Source organism: Streptomyces sp. NPDC058579 (assembly GCF_042718575.1).
GTDB lineage: Bacteria > Actinomycetota > Actinomycetes > Streptomycetales > Streptomycetaceae > Streptomyces.
Genome location: NZ_JBHXPI010000002.1, coordinates 318,353 through 332,661 on the forward strand (window position 1 = coordinate 318,353; position 14,309 = coordinate 332,661).

The window sequence follows — 14,309 nt, forward strand, 5'->3', positions numbered from 1 at the left end:
GCGCCGCCCCGCTCACCCGATGCCTTGACGATCCCCCTCCAGCGCGAACGCCCGGTCGGCCGCCTCCGGTGTCGTGCGCTCGACCAGTTGGGTCAGCAGCGTGCGGTGCCGGAGCAGGGGCGCGCGGCGGTCGGCCGGCACCAAGGAGAGCAGGTCGTCAAAGCCCGCCAGCATCCGCCGCGACACCTGGGGGTTGCCAGGGGCGCAGCCGCGGATCTCGGTGAAGCCGAGGTCCACGAGGTCCGTCCACCCCGGTACGTCCTGCACCAGCCGGACCGTGTCCTTGCCGTCGCGATGGTGGACCGCCCCCAGCGGGCGGTTCGCCACGGCGGCCAGGAACTGCGTGATCCGGTCCAGGGCCTGCACGGCGGTCGTCGGGTCGTTCACGGCGGGGGAGAGGGCCCGCAGCCCGATGTCCGCCAGCTGCCGCAGCCCGAAGCCGAGGTCCTGGTGGAAGGTCCGCTCCACGCCCACCGAGACCGCCGCCCCGATCCTGCGCGGCACCCGGCCCCCGTACACGGCGAGGATCGGGGTCCCCGGCACCACGAAGTCGCCGATCCGGGGCAGCAGCCGCAGCACCACCCCGTGGCGCCGCGCGAGCCGCACGAGCAGGGCGACATTCACGTCCCGCAGGACCCCGGCGCGCCCCCGGTGCAGCACGTGCTCCGTCGCCTCGCCCAGGTCGCCGAGCTCACCCGCGTACTGCGGCTGCTTGGCGAGAACACCGAACGCCTCCCAGGTGATGCGGTCCACCACATGCCCCACGCGCATCAGGCGCAGCGTCGAGTTCACGTACGCCACGAAGAGCAGCAGGCTCAGCCCGACCATGAGCACCGTCAGTACCGACTGCACCAGCGGCACCGTCGAGACGTACCGGGGGTCGGTCTCGCTGTCGTACGAGGTGAGGACGAGCAGCGAGAGCAGGAACGTGGCGAGGAAGACGGAGAACGTCGCCTTGGTGATCCGGCTCCGGATGAAGATCCGCACGACGCGGGGGCTGAACTGCCCGCTGGCCATCTGCACGGCGACGAGCGAGATGGAGAAGACGACACCGATGAAGGTCATCATCGCCGAGCTGATCGTGGTCACGATCGTCTTGGCGTCCTCGACGATCCCGATGAGCTCGGTGACCGCGTCGTAGTCCTGCTCCTCCTGGAGGAACCGGATGATCGCCTCGTCCAGCTCGGAGGAGACGAGCCACAGCACGAAGACGGCAGCCATGCTTGCGATCGGGGCGAACCAGAAGGTGTCCCGCAGATGCTCCCGCAAGGGCGACAGCATCCTGGGCCGGCGGTACGTGGACCCTCGGCGCTCGAAGAGGTAGCTCACCCAGCGCAGGCTAGGCGCCCCCACCCGCTACGCCACGCAGGCGTACGACGACACTCTGTGCACCACTCCCGGCGGCCCGGCGATGATCAAGACTCCGCACCCGCCGCACCCCACTGACCACGGGAAACGTGGGTGAAAGGCACCTCAAACCCCTGGTAGAGTTATCCATGTCGCCGCGGGGAACACCCCAGAACGACAAACACCTAGTCCGGGTGGCGGAATGGCAGACGCGCTAGCTTGAGGTGCTAGTGCCCTTTATCGGGCGTGGGGGTTCAAGTCCCCCCTCGGACACAGATCAGAACGGCCCCAGCCCAGCTGGGGCCGTTCTGCGTTTCCGCCGGGCACCGCGCCCGCCTCGCGCCTCCTGGCGCGGGCTGCATCCCGCCGCCCGCCCCCCGTCACACCTTCCGAGCCAGCACCAGCCGGCACCGAGGGCTCCCGTCGTCCCGCCGCCCCAGTGAGTCGATCGCCCGGGTCTCCACCGTGAAGCCCGCTCGCGTCAGGCGGGCGCGTACGTCCGGTAGGCGGAAGGTTCGGTAGTACATGACGAAGGGGGGTCGCCAGACCGCGTTCCGTACGCGCATCGCCGTGTCGAAGCCCAGCAGGGTCCAGTACGCGCGGGAGCCGACGCGTGGTGGGGCCGGGAGGGGGAAGGCCAGGAGGCCGCCCGGGCGGAGGGAGGCGTGGGTTTGGCGGAAGAGGGTGAGCTGGTCGCGGGGCAGGAAGTGGCCGAAGGCGCCGAAGCTGACCGCCAGGTCGAACGTCGGGGCGAAGGGGAGGGCCAGGACGTTCGCGCGGATCAGGGTGGCCTTCGGGTGGGCCCTGCGGGCTTCCTCCAGCATCCCCGCGCTGAAGTCGACGCCCGTGACCCGGCCCGCGCACAGCGAGTGGAGGACGGACAGACCCGCCCCCGTGCCGCAGCACACGTCTAGGCCCGTGTCGAAGGGGCCGACGGGGCGCAGCGACTCCGTCACCGCCGAGAGGACCGCGTCCGGCGTGCGGAAGGGTGTCGCGTCGAACTTCCTCGCCAGCAGGTCGTAGCCGTGCTCCACGGAGGAGAACGCCTGGACGGTCAGTTCACGTGCGGTCGGGCCCTGAGGGGTGAACATGCTCCGACATTACGCCGCTCCCCTGCGTGGGGATCAAGCTCCAGGACGGAGCGGTACCCGTCAGTTGGCAGGCCAGTAGGTAGAGGGGGATCGGTGGAGTGTACGGAGACGTGCCGTCGGGGTGGTGGATCAGTCGAGGGCGGCGGTCCGGGATCTCGGCGCCCGAGGCGTAGCAGGACGGTAGCGGCCAGCGCAGGTCCAGGTCGGAGCCGGCCGGGACCAGCCACCACCACCAGTCCGTGTCCGCGTAGACACAGCCCTTCGACGGCAGCCGGGACAGGACGCGGAAGCCGTAGCGCGCCGGGACGCCCACCGCGTCACAGCCCAGGGTGGTGCGGAAGCCCGGCGGGACGATCAGTGAGGTCGAGCCGCCGGCCACCCCGGCGGCCGTTCCCGAATCCGCGCCTGTCCCGTCCGGCGTCCTGCGGGACCTCGGCGTCAGGAGGGTCGCCATCGACCTCAGCACGTGTGCCCCATGCCGTGGGCCAGTTCGGCCCAGACGACCCGCGCCGTGCCGTGCCCCGTGCTGTCCGATCCCCACGCGCTGCACAGCGCGTCCACGAGGAGCAGCCCCCGGCCGCGTTCCTCCTCGCCGCAGTCCCGGATCCGCGGGTCCGCCGCGCCGCCCTCGTCCCGTACCGCTATCCGCAACTGGTCCTCCCCCTCGCGCAGTTCGCAGACGACATGGCCGCTCGCGGTGTGCACCACCGCGTTGGTGACCAGCTCGGAGACGATCAGCATGACCGTGTCACGTATGTCGGGGGCGCAGCCCCAGAGGATGAGCCGCTCCTCCGCCAGTCTGCGGGCGCGCGAGACCGACGAGGTGCGGGCGGGGAGCTCGAAGGTGAACCGGCGGACGTCGTGGCGGAGAGGTTCGGTGCGTGGGCGCTGCTGCATGACGCGGGGGCTCATGAGACCTGAGGGAAGCGCGTTACCAGAAGCCACGACCGGTTCCTCACAACAGTGGGTAAGCAGTGCCGTACGCAACCCCCCGAGGCGTCGCGCGGCAGCAGCGCGTACTGGTTCACCGGAATACTTTGCTCCCGACGCGGACACTTGGCAAGTGGCACTCTGAAAATTGCAGAGTGATGTGTTCTCTCTGGCCGTGTTCGTGGCACACTCAAACGAAACAGTGCGTCGGGGAGGTCTGAGAGTGAGCGAGCCGCGGTCCGCCCCCACGGTGGGACAGGTCGTTCTCGGTAGACGTCTGCAGGATCTGCGCGAGCGGGCCGGCCTGAAGCGGGAGGAGGCCGCCAAGGTCCTCCGTGTCGCCCCGGCCACCATCCGCCGCATGGAGACCGCCGAAGTCGCGCTGAAGATCCCGTACGTCCAGCTCCTGCTCCAGGCGTACGGCATCAACGACTCCGAGGCCGAGGCGTTCGTCGCCCTCGCCGAAGAGGCGAACCTGCCCGGCTGGTGGCAGCGGTTCCACGACGTGCTGCCCGGCTGGTTCTCCATGTACGTCAGCCTGGAGGGGGCCGCGAGCCTCATTCGGGCGTACGAACCCCAGTTCGTCCCCGGTCTGTTCCAGACCGAGGGGTACGCCCGCGCCATTCTGCGCAGCGGGGCGGTCGGCGCGAGCAACGCCGAGGAGATCGAGCGTCATGTGGCCCTGCGGATGGAGCGCCAGTCCCTGCTGACCAGGGAGGACGCCCCGAAATTCTGGGTGATCATGGACGAGACGGTCTTCCGCCGACCGGTCGGCGACGGGCCCGAGGTGATGCGCGACCAGCTCGACCGGCTGCTCGAAGCGTCCGAGCTGCCGAACGTCACCCTGCAGGTCGCGGAGTTCGCGTCCGGCCACCATCCCGGCACCTACGGACCGTTCGTCCTCTTCCGCTTCGCCGTGCCCGAACTCCCGGACATGGTCTACAGCGAGTACCTGACCGGCGCCGTCTATCTCGACGCGCGCCCCGAGGTGGCCTCCCACCTCGAGGTCATGGACCGCATGGCGGCTCAGGCCGCGACTGCACAACGCACGAAGGAGATCCTCCGGGGTCTCCGCAAGGAGCTGTGAATGGATCGCATATACAACGGCATGCCCGCCGCGGATCTCGGTGCCGAGGGCTGGCACAAGCCGTGGAGCGGCGGGAACGGGGGCAACTGCGTGGAGGCCATGAAGCTGGCCGACGGCAGAATCGCCGTGCGACAGTCCGCAGACCCCGAGGGACCCGCGCTCATCTACACCCACGGCGAGATCGCCGCGTTCATCCAGGGAGCGAAATCCGGTCAGGCAGACTTTCTGCTCACCTGACCCCTTCCGTCACACCCCTACCGTCGCGTAACTCTTGCTGCAGTGCCAGTTGTTCCACTCCCGGACCAGGAGCCCCCCCCATGACCCAGGACCCCGCAGCCGTACGGATCGACACCAGCAAGCCGCACCCCGCGCGGATGTACGACTGGTTCCTGGGCGGCAAGGACAACTACCCGGTCGACGAGGAGATGGCCAAGCAGCTCCTCACCCTCGACGCCCGCGGCCGTGACATGGCCCGCGTCAACCGGGCCTTCATGCACCGCGCCATCCGCTGGCTCAGCGCCAACGGCGTACGCCAGTACCTGGACATCGGCACCGGCATCCCGACCGAGCCCAACCTGCACCAGATAGCCCAGCAGGCGGCGCCCGAGTCCCGGATCGTCTACTGCGACAACGACCCGATCGTGCTCGCGCACGCGGCCGCCCTGCTGCGCTCGACCCCCCAGGGGGCCACCGAGTACATCCAGGCGGACGCCCGCGACCCCGAGATCATTCTCGAAAGGGCCGGAAAGGTCCTTGACTTCGACCAGCCCATCGCCCTCTCGATGCTCGCCCTGCTGCACTTCGTCGGCGACGAGGACGGCGCGTACGACCTGGTCGGCAAGCTCGTCGAGAAGCTGGCCCCGGGCAGCTACCTCGTCCTCTCGCACGTCACCGGGGACTTCGACCCGGAGGGCGCGGCGAAGGCCGTCGAGATGTACAAGGCCCGCGGGCTGACCCTGCGGCCGCGCTCGCGCGACGAGCTGGCCGCGTTCTTCGAGGGCCTGGAGCTCGTCGAGCCCGGCGTCTCGCTCACCGCCGAATGGCACCCGGAGCTCGGCGAGGTCGTCCCGGTCCAGGGCGACGACCCGATCCCGGGCTGGGCCGCCGTCGGCCGCATCGCCTGACAACTGGTCAGCCGCGCGGCCGTCGACGGGCCCGCCAGGGCCTCAGCCCCGCGGCTTCACCAGCGTCACCAGGAACGACTCGGCCGGGCCCACATTGCCCGCCGCGTCGATCGTGCGGTACTCGATCGTGTGCGTGCCGTAGTCCGGAGTCGCGTCGTCCCACGGCACGGCGCGGCTCCGGCCCAGCTTCCCGTAGACGAGGTCGTCGATGACCGTGCCGCTCGGCGAGAAGCGGAACGGCGCATCGGCGTCGGTGGGCCAGCCGTAGTACGTGTACCAGCCGTCACCGTTCACCCGGAACTGGCGCACCACGGAACCCGGTTGGTCGTCCCGCGCCGCGAGGCCCATCGTGAACGGCCCGTCGTAGACGTACTCGACGGGCCGGCCCGGTCGGTTCACCGTGCGCAGCGGAGTGGACAGTTCGTACGAGGCCGTGGCAGGCCGGGCGTCCACCGTCCACCTCAACTCGGCCTCCGTGCCCGGGATCCGGGCGGTCAGGGTGTGCGTCCCCGGGGTGAGGCGCAGCGCGCGCAGGTCCAGGTCCCGGTCGTTGCCCGGGTTCGCGACCGGCCGGCCGTCGAGCCGCCACCGGACGGCCGGGGCGGAGCGCGTCGGGTGGGTGGTGTCCGCGTGGACCACCGAACGCGCGCCCACCGGGGCCGTCGTCGGGGTGTGACCCGTGAACGCCGCTTCGGCGAGGTCGCCGGGTGTGGTCAGGGCGCGGTCCACGGTCCAGCTCACCGTGCGGGTCAGCGCCGCCGAGCCGCGTACCGCCGGGTCCCGCACGAACGGCGTCGGGTCGGTGACCGTGGCCGTCAGGGTGTGGGCGCCGGCGGAGAGGGAGAGGGCTCGCAGGTCGACCGTACGGGCGTTGCCGGTCCTGAGCGTGCGGCCGTCGAGCCGCCAGGCGACGTCGAGTTCACCGCCCAGCGGGTGCAGGGTGTCGACCCATACCGTCCGGTCGGCCCCGATCGGCGCCGAGTTGGGCGTGTGGTCCTGGAGGAGGTTCACCTTCGCGGAGATCGCCCGGACCATCACCTCGCGCTCGACCTGGTCGAAGGCGTAGCCGAGGGTCTTCATGATCGAGTGCCGGCTCGGCCGCCACACGCCCGTCGTGCTGTACAGACCGCCTTCGTGCCGCCCGATGACACCGCCCGCCTCGCTCGGTTCGCCCAGCCAGCGCCACCACTTGGCGCGCTGCTCCCGTATCTGAGGCTCCGTCAGCAGGGTGTGGTGGGCCGACGACGGCTCCGTCCCCTCGTACGCGCCGCCCGCGACCCCGCGCGCGTAGTAGTCGTACTCGTCCTGGAGGCCGCCGAGCGAGTGGCCTATCTCGTGCGGGGTGATCAGCGAGGAGAGCGCGTTTCCGCCGGACGCCGTCGCGTAACTGCCGCCCGCGCCACCGTAGGTGTCGCTGTTCGCGAGGGCCACGATCTGCCGGTTGGCGGGGCTCGTGCCCGGGACGAGACCGGCGAGCGCGGCGGCCTTCGCGCTGTCCACGGTCAGCAGCCGCTGCACACTGGCCGGGTTGCAGCCGCCCCAGAAGCCCATGTCCAGCGGGGTGTCGCGGCGGGGCGCGTCGAGGCCCGGGTCGCAGTCCACGCCCGACTCCGGCGAAGGGACCTCCACCGCCCACACGTTGATGTACGAGCGGTACGAGGCGAACGGCTCGATGCTCCACAGCACACCCAGGTGCGTGTCGACGTCGGCCCGGAAGGCGGCGGTCTCCTCGGCGGTGTAGCCGTCGCCCATGACCACCAGGTTGAAACGCTTGTCGGCGGGCCCGGTGAGCTGGACGGGGACGACGCGCGCGGCGGCGAGGGCCGGGTCGGCGGGCTGGGCGGACTCGGCGACCGCCGGTCCCGCGGCCACCAGTCCTGCGGTCAGCAGACAGCCCGTGGTGAGACGGACGATCGCCCTTCGAAAGCGTGTGGCAGGTGAGGTCATGGGGCGCGAGCGTAGGCCGCGCCCCTCGCTGCCGTAAAGATGTTCGCCGGACAGTCGTCCGGGCGTCGATTCACCGGCGCAGGTACGCCAGTTCGGGATGCTCGGCCGTGTAGCCGTCGACAAGGCGTCGCGCCACCGAGACCGAGTCGACCAGAGGATGCAGCGCGAACGCCTTCACCGCCGTCGCCCGGTCCCCGCTCTCCGCCGCCGCGAGCACCTCGCGCTCGACCGCCTTCACCGCCGTCACCAGACCCACCGCGTGGTACGGCAGTGGCGCCACGGAGACCGGATGGGCGCCGGCCGCGTCGACGAAGCAGGGCACCTCGATGAACGCGTCCGCGTCGAGCACCGAAAGGGTCGTGCCGTTGCGGACGTTGAGGATGAGAGTGGCCCGTTCGTTGCGTGCGATCGCCCGCATCAGGGCCAGGGCGACCTTCTCGTACCCGCCCGACTCCAGGTCCTCCTCGTCCCGCTCCCCGACCCCGGCGGCCTCCCGGTTGGCGGCCATGTAGGTCGCCTCGCGGTCCGCGAGCGTACGGTGCCAGGCCGCCAGCGGAGGGGTGTCCGGCTTGCCCATCTCCGAGTAGAAACCGGCCTGTTGGTCGCGGAGGTAGGCGCCCCGCGTCCGCTCGGCCCGCTGGTAGGCGCCGACGGCCTCGCGGTTGAAGTAGTAGTAGTGCAGGTACTCGTTGGGGATCGCGCCGAGCGAGCGCAGCCACTCGGGGCCGAAGAGCCGGCCCTCCTCGAAGGAGCCGAGCGCCTCCTCGTCCGCGAGCAGGCGCGGCAGCTCGTCCCGGCCGCCGACCCGCAGGCCCCGCAGCCAGCCCAGGTGGTTGAGGCCGACGTAGTCGATCCACGCCTCGGCCGGGTTCGCGCCCAGGATCCGGGCGACCCGGCGGCCGAGCCCGACGGGGGAGTCGCAGATGCCGACGACCCGGTCGCCGAGCACCCGGGACATCGCCTCCGTCACCAGGCCCGCCGGGTTGGTGAAGTTGATGACCCAGGCGTCCGGGGCGAGCGCGGCGACCCGCCGGGCGATGTGCGTCGCGACCGGCACCGTCCGCAGCCCGTACGCGATCCCGCCCGCGCCGACCGTCTCCTGACCGAGGACCCCTTCGGCGAGCGCGATCCGCTCGTCGGCGGCCCGGCCCTCCAGACCGCCGACCCGGATCGCCGAGAAGACGAAGTCCGCTCCGCGCAGCGCCTCGTCCAGATCCGTCGTCGCCGTCACCTCCGGGGCGTCCGGCACCCCCGCGCCCTGCTCCGCGAGGACCCGGGCGATCGCCGAGAGCCGGCCGCCGTCGAGGTCGTGCAGGGTCACCCGGGTGACCCTGCCCTCGGCGTGGTCGCCGAGCAGGGCGCCGTACACCAGCGGGACCCGGAATCCGCCGCCTCCGAGAATCGTCAGTTTCATGCTCGTACGCTACTCACCCGGCGGGGCCGGGCGGCCCATCGGGACGACGCGCCCCGTCACCGCCCGAAGGCGACAGCCACGGTGAGGAACACGGCGCCCACGCCGAACGCGAGGGCGAGGACCGTGACCTTGTACGCGACCGTGTCAAGCCGCGCCGTCTCCGGGCGCCCCGGCAGATGGACCACCTGCACGTGGGCTCCCGCCCGCGGGCTGCGGGGCGAGCCCTTCAGTTCACTGGTGAACTCCCGGTGCGTGCCGTGTTCGTCGCGGAAGCCGATCACCGGGGCGTACACGCGGCTGTTGCCTTCCTGCTCGGTGATCTCGTGACGCAGCACCACACCCTCGGAGCGGACTCCGTACCGCCGCATCCGCACCTGCGTCCGCGCCTCCCACAGTCCGCCGGCCACACAGAGCAGGCCCGCGAGGACCAGGAGGATCTGCCAGGAGCTGTCCACGGAACCACTCGCCTCTCGTCGCGCCCGTGCTCTGTCCGTATCACGATCGGGCGGGGTGCGACGGTTCCGTCGATCCGAGTCGCTCGTCACCCCACGTCGAGCGCGTTGCGCAGGCCCAGCCGGAAGCGCACCCGGTCGTGGCGCTTGAGCCCCTCCAGCTCGGGGGCGCGGAAGAGCGGCTTGACCGTGCACCGCGCGGCCGTCGAGCCCGTACGGTCGAGCAGCGCGTTGACGGCCTGCCGGGCGGAGGCGTTGGCGCCCTCCATGGTGGCCAGGTCGATGTCGACGGCCACGTAGTCGCCGGCCAGATAGAAGTTCGGCACCCGTGTGGCGGCCTGCGGGCGGTTGTGGAAGGTGCCGACCGGGTGGATGAGGAGCTGGTCGTCGTTGGTCGGGTTCGGGGTGCCGAGGCCGTCCACGCCCGGGTCCAGGAACCAGGAGTGCAGGGAGCCGTCCTTCAGGACCGTACGGCCCGTGTCGTTGAAGCCGGCCTTCAGCTGCGCCCACACCTCGCGCGCCACTTCCGTACGGGTGCACTGCTTGGCCGTCCTGCCGTAAAGGATGCCGGGCCGGTCCCACTCCGAGATGTCCACCGACAGACAGTCCACGACCGATCCGTCGCCGTAGTCGGCCGGGAAGTTCCGCGTCGGCCAGTGCTGCGCCTGCTGGATGCAGGTCAGGGACCAGGGGGAGTCGATCAGGTTGGCGTGTCCGGCGAGCAGGGGCGCCTTCTCGGTCAGATAGAACTGGATGCCCGTCATCCAGTCCGTCTCCAGCTTGTCGCACCGGGCCAGTTGGGGATCGGCCGCCCGCAGCGCGGCGCCCCAGGTCCGCCGGGCGTGCTCCACCGGCATGGCGGAGATGTAGTGATCGGCCGTGACCGACCTCCGTACGCCGGCCGGGTCCTCGATGACGGCGGCGGAGATCCGCCCGGCCGCCGCGTCGTACGCCATCTCCCGTACCGTCCAGCCGACCCGGAACTCCACGCCCAGGCCGGTCAGATGGCTGACCCAGGGGTCGATCCACGCCTCGTTGGTCGGCAGGTCGAGGATCCGGTCGAGCGGCCCGTCGGCGCCGCGTCCGAGCGCGTTGAGGGCGAAGGCCTCAAGGAGGGTCGCGACCGTACGGGTGCTGGCCTCCTCGGCCTTGGTGGCCACGATGTTGCGGGTGAGCCCGATCGCGAGGATGCGCTGGTAGTCGTAGCTCATCCGGTCCGCGCGCAGGAACTCCCACCAGGGCGTGGCCTCCCAGGTCCCGTTCCGCCGCTCGTCGCAGCTGGTCAGGAAGACCAGGAAGCGGTTGACGAAGTACGCGGCCTCGTGGAGCGGGATGGAGCGGGCGGTCTCCATGAGCGCGGTCAGGGCCCGGCGGATCTCGTCGAGGGTGAGCTCGGCGGGTCGGTGTCCTGGCCAGGGGAGCGGGATGCGCAGGTCCTCGCGGCCGGTGCGGGCGAAGGCCATCTCGGCCGGGGCGACGAGGTTGTCCCAGACGCCGTTGGCGTTCCCGGGGAAGGGGATGCGCCGCATCGTGTCGGGGAGGTTGTGGTAGATCCCGGGGATGAAGCGGAAGCCGTGCTCGGCGGGGAGCGCCCGCCGCCCGCCGCGGGCGCTGTCCGGCACGTCCATGGAGCGGGCCTTGCCGCCGAGCGCCCGGCGCTCGTAGACGGTGACCCGGAAGCCGCGTTCGGCCAGTTCGTGGGCGGCGGTGAGCCCCGCCACGCCACCGCCGAGCACGGCGACGGCAGGGGGTGCGGCCTGCTCGGCGCGGTCGGTCGTGGCGGCCGCGTGGGCCGGTACGGCTCCGACGCCGGCGGTGGCGGTGGCCGCGGTGACGGCGGCGGCCGTGCCGACGAAGGTGCGTCGAGAGGTGCCCGTACGGTTCATGCCCCAGCCCCTTTGGCTTACCGGCGGTAACAGTCACGTCCGGCGCAGGAGCATAAGGGCGTCCACCGGTCCCCGGAAGCGTCGTGCGGCCACCGCCGCGCACATGGCGCGATCCCGACCCCGCGCCCCGCACGACACAATGGGGGCCATGTCCCGCCGTAACGCCCGTAAGAGCCCCGCCCGTAAGACCGGCTCCACCGCCCCCACCACCTCCGCCGACTCGCCCTGCCCCTGCGGCCTGCCCGCGCGGTACGGCGAGTGCTGCGGGCGCTTCCACGCGGAGCCCGCCACGGCGCCCACCTGCGAGCTGCTCATGCGCTCCCGCTACAGCGCCTTCGTCGTCCGCGACGCCGGGTACCTGCTGCGCACCTGGGCACCGGAGACCCGCCCCGGCGAGGTCGACTTCGACCCGTCGATGCGCTGGGCGGGCCTGGAGATCCGGGAGGCGACCGACGGCACGGCCTTCCACCAGTCCGGCACGGTCACCTTCGTCGCCCGCTACACCCACGGCGGTGAACCCGGCTCGCTCCACGAGCGCAGCCGCTTCCGCCGCCACGAGGGCGCCTGGGTGTACGTCGACGGGGACTTCATCGACGAGGCGTGATCAGGAGCCGGTCCAGGCCGGATCAGGAGGCGATACCGGCCGGATCAGGAGGCAATACCGGCCGGATCAGGAAGCGGTACCGGCTGGATCAGGACCCGAACCAGGCCGGATCAGGACCCGACCCCGACCGGGTCAGGAGGAGATCCCCACCGGCTCCCGCTTGCGGGGCAGCCCCTGCGCCAGGTCCTCCGCGATCAGCTTCTTCGCGATGGCGTCCGTCGCCGCCCGCAGCTCGGGTCCGCTCGGCCGGCCGCGCTCCTCCTCGACCCGGTCCTTCAGCCAGTCGCCCCACGCGCGCGTGATCACCTCGGCCTCGCGCTCGCCCGCCCGGGTGTGGGACAGGAGGTTGCCGTCCCGGGTCAGGAACCCTTCGTCGACCATGCGCTGGAAGACCGGCAGCAGGACCTCCGGGGGGACCCTCCGTCCGGCGGAGATCAGGCCGAGACTGGCGTGCCCGACGGTCCGGGTGAAGAGCTCGACCTGCATCACGGCCCACGCGCCCGCCGTGTCGAGCCGGGTGTCGGATTCGGCGACGATCCGGCGTGCGGTGTCCAGGTCGGTCTTCCGCAGGATCCTGCCGACGGAGAGTTCGAGGAGCTTGGCCGAGTTGCCCGAGGACGTGGGCGAGGCGAAGCCCTCGCCCATGTCGGGGGCCGAGGCGCGGGCGGTGTCCCGGAGCGGCACCTCCTTGAGGAAGAGCGCGACGACGAAGCCGATCGCCGCGACCGGCACCGTCCAGAGGAAGACCGTGTGCAGGGTGTCCGCGTACGCCTGGACGATCGGCGCCGCCACGTCGTCCGGCAGCCCGTGGAGCCCGGCCGGACTCGTCGCGGCCGTGCCGATCTCGGACGCGGACAGGCCCGGCCCGGCGACGGCCGCCGCCTCGCCGACGCCCTGGGCCAGGTTGGGCTTGAGGGAGTTGGCGTAGATCGTGCCGAAGACGGCGGTGCCGAAGGCGCTGCCGAGCGTACGGAAGAAGGTGACGCCCGAGGTGGCGGTGCCGAGGTCGGCGTACTCCACCGTGTTCTGCACGGCGATCGTGAGCACCTGCATGCACAGACCGATGCCGGTGCCGAGCACGAACATGTACAGCGACTCCAGCCAGGCGCTGGTGCCCGTGTCCATCAGGGACAGCAGGAAGAGACCGACGCCCATCACCAGACAGCCCACGATGGGGAAGATCCGGTAGGTGCCGGTCTTGCTGACGGTGTTGCCGCTGTAGATCGAGGCGATCAGCAGACCGATGACCATGGGGAGGGTCCGGATGCCGGAGACGGTGGCCGAGTCGCCGTCGACGTACTGGAGGTAGGACGGCAGGAAGGTCAACGAGCCGAGCATCGCGAAGCCGACGACGAAGCTCAGCACGGAGCAGACGGTGAAGACCGGGTTGGCGAACAGCCGCATGGGCAGCATCGGTTCGGCTGCGCGGGTCTCCACCCAGCAGAAGAGCGCGAGCGCGATCAGACCGCCGGCGAAGAGCCCGATGATGACGCCTGAACCCCAGGCGTACTCGTTCCCGCCCCAACTGGTCGCCAGGATCAGGGCGCTGGACCCGGCGGCGACCAGGGCGATGCCCGCGTAGTCGATGATCGGTTTGCTCGCGGAGCGTACGGAGGGGATGGTGCGGGCGGCCGCGATGACGACGAGGATCGCGATCGGGACGTTGACGTAGAACGCCCAGCGCCAGCTCAGGTGGTCGGTGAAGAGCCCGCCGAGCAGCGGGCCGATCACCGTGGAGACGCCGAAGACCGCGCCGATCGCGCCCTGGTACTTGCCCCGGTCGCGCAGCGGGATGACATCGGCGATGAGCGCCATGGCGGTGACCATCAGACCGCCGGCGCCGATGCCCTGCAGTCCGCGCCAGACGATCAGGAGCGTCATGTTGGTGGCGAGGCCGCAGAGGAAGGAGCCGGTGATGAAGACGATCGCCGAGATCTGGAAGATCACCTTGCGGCCGAAGAGATCACCGAACTTGCCGACCAGGACGGTGGCGACCGTCTCCGCGAGCAGGTAGGAGGTGACCACCCAGGACATGTGGGCGGCGCCGCCGAGGTCCGAGACGATCGTCGGGAGGGCGGTGCCCACGATCGTCTGGTCGAGGGCCGCGAGCAGCACACCGAGCATGATCGTGCCGAAGACGATGTTGCGGCGGCGGCTGTCGAGCACGGGTGGCGAGGCGGCCGGGGGCGCGGGTGCGGCTTCGCTGGTGGTGGTCACCTTCGCAGCCTCACACCGGGCGGCGTCACCCGCATGCGGGGAACACCCGAACCGGTGCGGTACGGGGGCGGTGCCCCGAACGGCCTAAGGGGTGCGTCACGGGAGGCGTTCCTGGATGCCCTGGGCCGTAAGGCTTCGGTAAGGACTGTAATCCGCAAGAGGGCCGGACCCGGCGGTAGCGTCACCGACGGTAAATCGGCGGCGCGGAAT

At 71.2% G+C, this 14,309-nt stretch carries 13 protein-coding genes and 1 tRNA gene; 5 read left to right on the top strand and 9 right to left on the bottom strand.

Going from position 1 to position 14,309, the window contains the following annotated elements; genetic code table 11:
* Positions 1 to 12: 12 nt before the first annotated feature.
* Positions 13 to 1,281, bottom strand: a complete 1,269-nt coding sequence (locus ACFWRO_RS04295) for a DUF2254 domain-containing protein (RefSeq protein ID WP_384504498.1) — start codon at positions 1,279 to 1,281, stop codon at positions 13 to 15.
* A 254-nt stretch (positions 1,282 to 1,535) separates the two neighbouring features.
* Here ACFWRO_RS04295 and ACFWRO_RS04300 point away from each other — a divergent pair.
* Positions 1,536 to 1,620, top strand: a tRNA-Leu gene (locus ACFWRO_RS04300).
* Between the two features lie 107 nt (positions 1,621 to 1,727).
* On the opposite strand, the gene ACFWRO_RS04305 is transcribed toward ACFWRO_RS04300, so the two are convergent.
* From ACFWRO_RS04305 to ACFWRO_RS04315, 3 genes are read right to left on the bottom strand one after another with little or no spacing between them, the layout of a single operon-like run.
* Positions 1,728 to 2,438: a class I SAM-dependent methyltransferase gene (locus ACFWRO_RS04305; RefSeq protein WP_384504148.1), complete on the bottom strand. Its 711-nt coding sequence runs from the start codon at positions 2,436 to 2,438 to the stop codon at positions 1,728 to 1,730.
* Entirely contained in the window at positions 2,407 to 2,904 is a 498-nt protein-coding gene (locus ACFWRO_RS04310) for a hypothetical protein (protein ID WP_384504150.1), read from the bottom strand. Before ACFWRO_RS04310 ends, ACFWRO_RS04305 begins: the two co-directional genes overlap by 32 nt.
* Positions 2,898 to 3,335, bottom strand: a complete 438-nt coding sequence (locus tag ACFWRO_RS04315) for an ATP-binding protein (protein WP_384504499.1) — start codon at positions 3,333 to 3,335, stop codon at positions 2,898 to 2,900. Before ACFWRO_RS04315 ends, ACFWRO_RS04310 begins: the two co-directional genes overlap by 7 nt.
* A gap of 256 nt (positions 3,336 to 3,591) precedes the next feature.
* On the opposite strand from ACFWRO_RS04315, the gene ACFWRO_RS04320 reads away from it, so the two are divergent.
* The 3 genes from ACFWRO_RS04320 to ACFWRO_RS04330 all read left to right on the top strand — a co-directional run bounded on the left by ACFWRO_RS04320 (position 3,592) and on the right by ACFWRO_RS04330 (position 5,579).
* Positions 3,592 to 4,455 carry a helix-turn-helix domain-containing protein gene (locus ACFWRO_RS04320; protein WP_384504151.1) on the top strand — a complete coding sequence of 288 codons (864 nt, stop codon included), beginning with the start codon at positions 3,592 to 3,594 and terminating at the stop codon, positions 4,453 to 4,455.
* A complete protein-coding gene (locus tag ACFWRO_RS04325; RefSeq protein ID WP_384504153.1) occupies positions 4,456 to 4,692 on the top strand; it encodes a DUF397 domain-containing protein in 237 nt (78 codons plus the stop codon). It abuts the gene before it with no gap.
* Positions 4,693 to 4,772: 80 nt separating this feature from the next.
* Entirely contained in the window at positions 4,773 to 5,579 is an 807-nt protein-coding gene (locus ACFWRO_RS04330) for an SAM-dependent methyltransferase (protein ID WP_384504154.1), read from the top strand.
* Positions 5,580 to 5,621: 42 nt separating this feature from the next.
* On the opposite strand, the gene ACFWRO_RS04335 is transcribed toward ACFWRO_RS04330, so the two are convergent.
* The 4 genes from ACFWRO_RS04335 to ACFWRO_RS04350 form a co-directional block, all read right to left on the bottom strand.
* Positions 5,622 to 7,526 (bottom strand): M64 family metallopeptidase, encoded by a 1,905-nt coding sequence (locus tag ACFWRO_RS04335; RefSeq protein WP_384504156.1) that lies wholly within the window; start codon positions 7,524 to 7,526, stop codon positions 5,622 to 5,624.
* A 70-nt stretch (positions 7,527 to 7,596) separates the two neighbouring features.
* Complete coding sequence (locus ACFWRO_RS04340) at positions 7,597 to 8,940, bottom strand: 6-phospho-beta-glucosidase (protein WP_384504158.1); 1,344 nt, start codon at positions 8,938 to 8,940, stop codon at positions 7,597 to 7,599.
* Positions 8,941 to 8,996: 56 nt separating this feature from the next.
* Positions 8,997 to 9,395, bottom strand: coding sequence for a DUF3592 domain-containing protein (locus tag ACFWRO_RS04345; RefSeq protein WP_384504160.1), 399 nt, complete (start codon positions 9,393 to 9,395; stop codon positions 8,997 to 8,999).
* Positions 9,396 to 9,481: 86 nt separating this feature from the next.
* Positions 9,482 to 11,278 carry an FAD-dependent oxidoreductase gene (locus tag ACFWRO_RS04350; RefSeq protein ID WP_384504161.1) on the bottom strand — a complete coding sequence of 599 codons (1,797 nt, stop codon included), beginning with the start codon at positions 11,276 to 11,278 and terminating at the stop codon, positions 9,482 to 9,484.
* Positions 11,279 to 11,426: 148 nt separating this feature from the next.
* On the opposite strand from ACFWRO_RS04350, the gene ACFWRO_RS04355 reads away from it, so the two are divergent.
* Positions 11,427 to 11,882, top strand: a complete 456-nt coding sequence (locus ACFWRO_RS04355; protein ID WP_384504163.1) for a YchJ family protein — start codon at positions 11,427 to 11,429, stop codon at positions 11,880 to 11,882.
* Positions 11,883 to 12,014: 132 nt separating this feature from the next.
* On the opposite strand, the gene ACFWRO_RS04360 is transcribed toward ACFWRO_RS04355, so the two are convergent.
* On the bottom strand, positions 12,015 to 14,099 hold the full coding sequence (locus ACFWRO_RS04360) for an MDR family MFS transporter (RefSeq protein ID WP_384504165.1): 2,085 nt from the start codon (positions 14,097 to 14,099) through the stop codon (positions 12,015 to 12,017).
* Between the last annotated feature and the right edge of the window lie 210 nt (positions 14,100 to 14,309).

What these genes read in the sequence shown, in the direction of transcription:
- ACFWRO_RS04295 (WP_384504498.1), bottom strand. Translation starts at nt 1,281, where the DNA reads ATGCTGTCGCCCTTGCGGGAGCATCTGCGGGACACCTTCTGGTTCGCC.
- ACFWRO_RS04305 (WP_384504148.1), bottom strand. Translation starts at nt 2,438, where the DNA reads ATGTTCACCCCTCAGGGCCCGACCGCACGTGAACTGACCGTCCAGGCG.
- ACFWRO_RS04315 (WP_384504499.1), bottom strand. Translation starts at nt 3,335, where the DNA reads ATGCAGCAGCGCCCACGCACCGAACCTCTCCGCCACGACGTCCGCCGG.
- ACFWRO_RS04325 (WP_384504153.1), top strand. Translation starts at nt 4,456, where the DNA reads ATGGATCGCATATACAACGGCATGCCCGCCGCGGATCTCGGTGCCGAG.
- ACFWRO_RS04330 (WP_384504154.1), top strand. Translation starts at nt 4,773, where the DNA reads ATGACCCAGGACCCCGCAGCCGTACGGATCGACACCAGCAAGCCGCAC.
- ACFWRO_RS04335 (WP_384504156.1), bottom strand. Translation starts at nt 7,526, where the DNA reads ATGACCTCACCTGCCACACGCTTTCGAAGGGCGATCGTCCGTCTCACC.
- ACFWRO_RS04340 (WP_384504158.1), bottom strand. Translation starts at nt 8,940, where the DNA reads ATGAAACTGACGATTCTCGGAGGCGGCGGATTCCGGGTCCCGCTGGTG.
- ACFWRO_RS04350 (WP_384504161.1), bottom strand. Translation starts at nt 11,278, where the DNA reads ATGAACCGTACGGGCACCTCTCGACGCACCTTCGTCGGCACGGCCGCC.
- ACFWRO_RS04355 (WP_384504163.1), top strand. Translation starts at nt 11,427, where the DNA reads ATGTCCCGCCGTAACGCCCGTAAGAGCCCCGCCCGTAAGACCGGCTCC.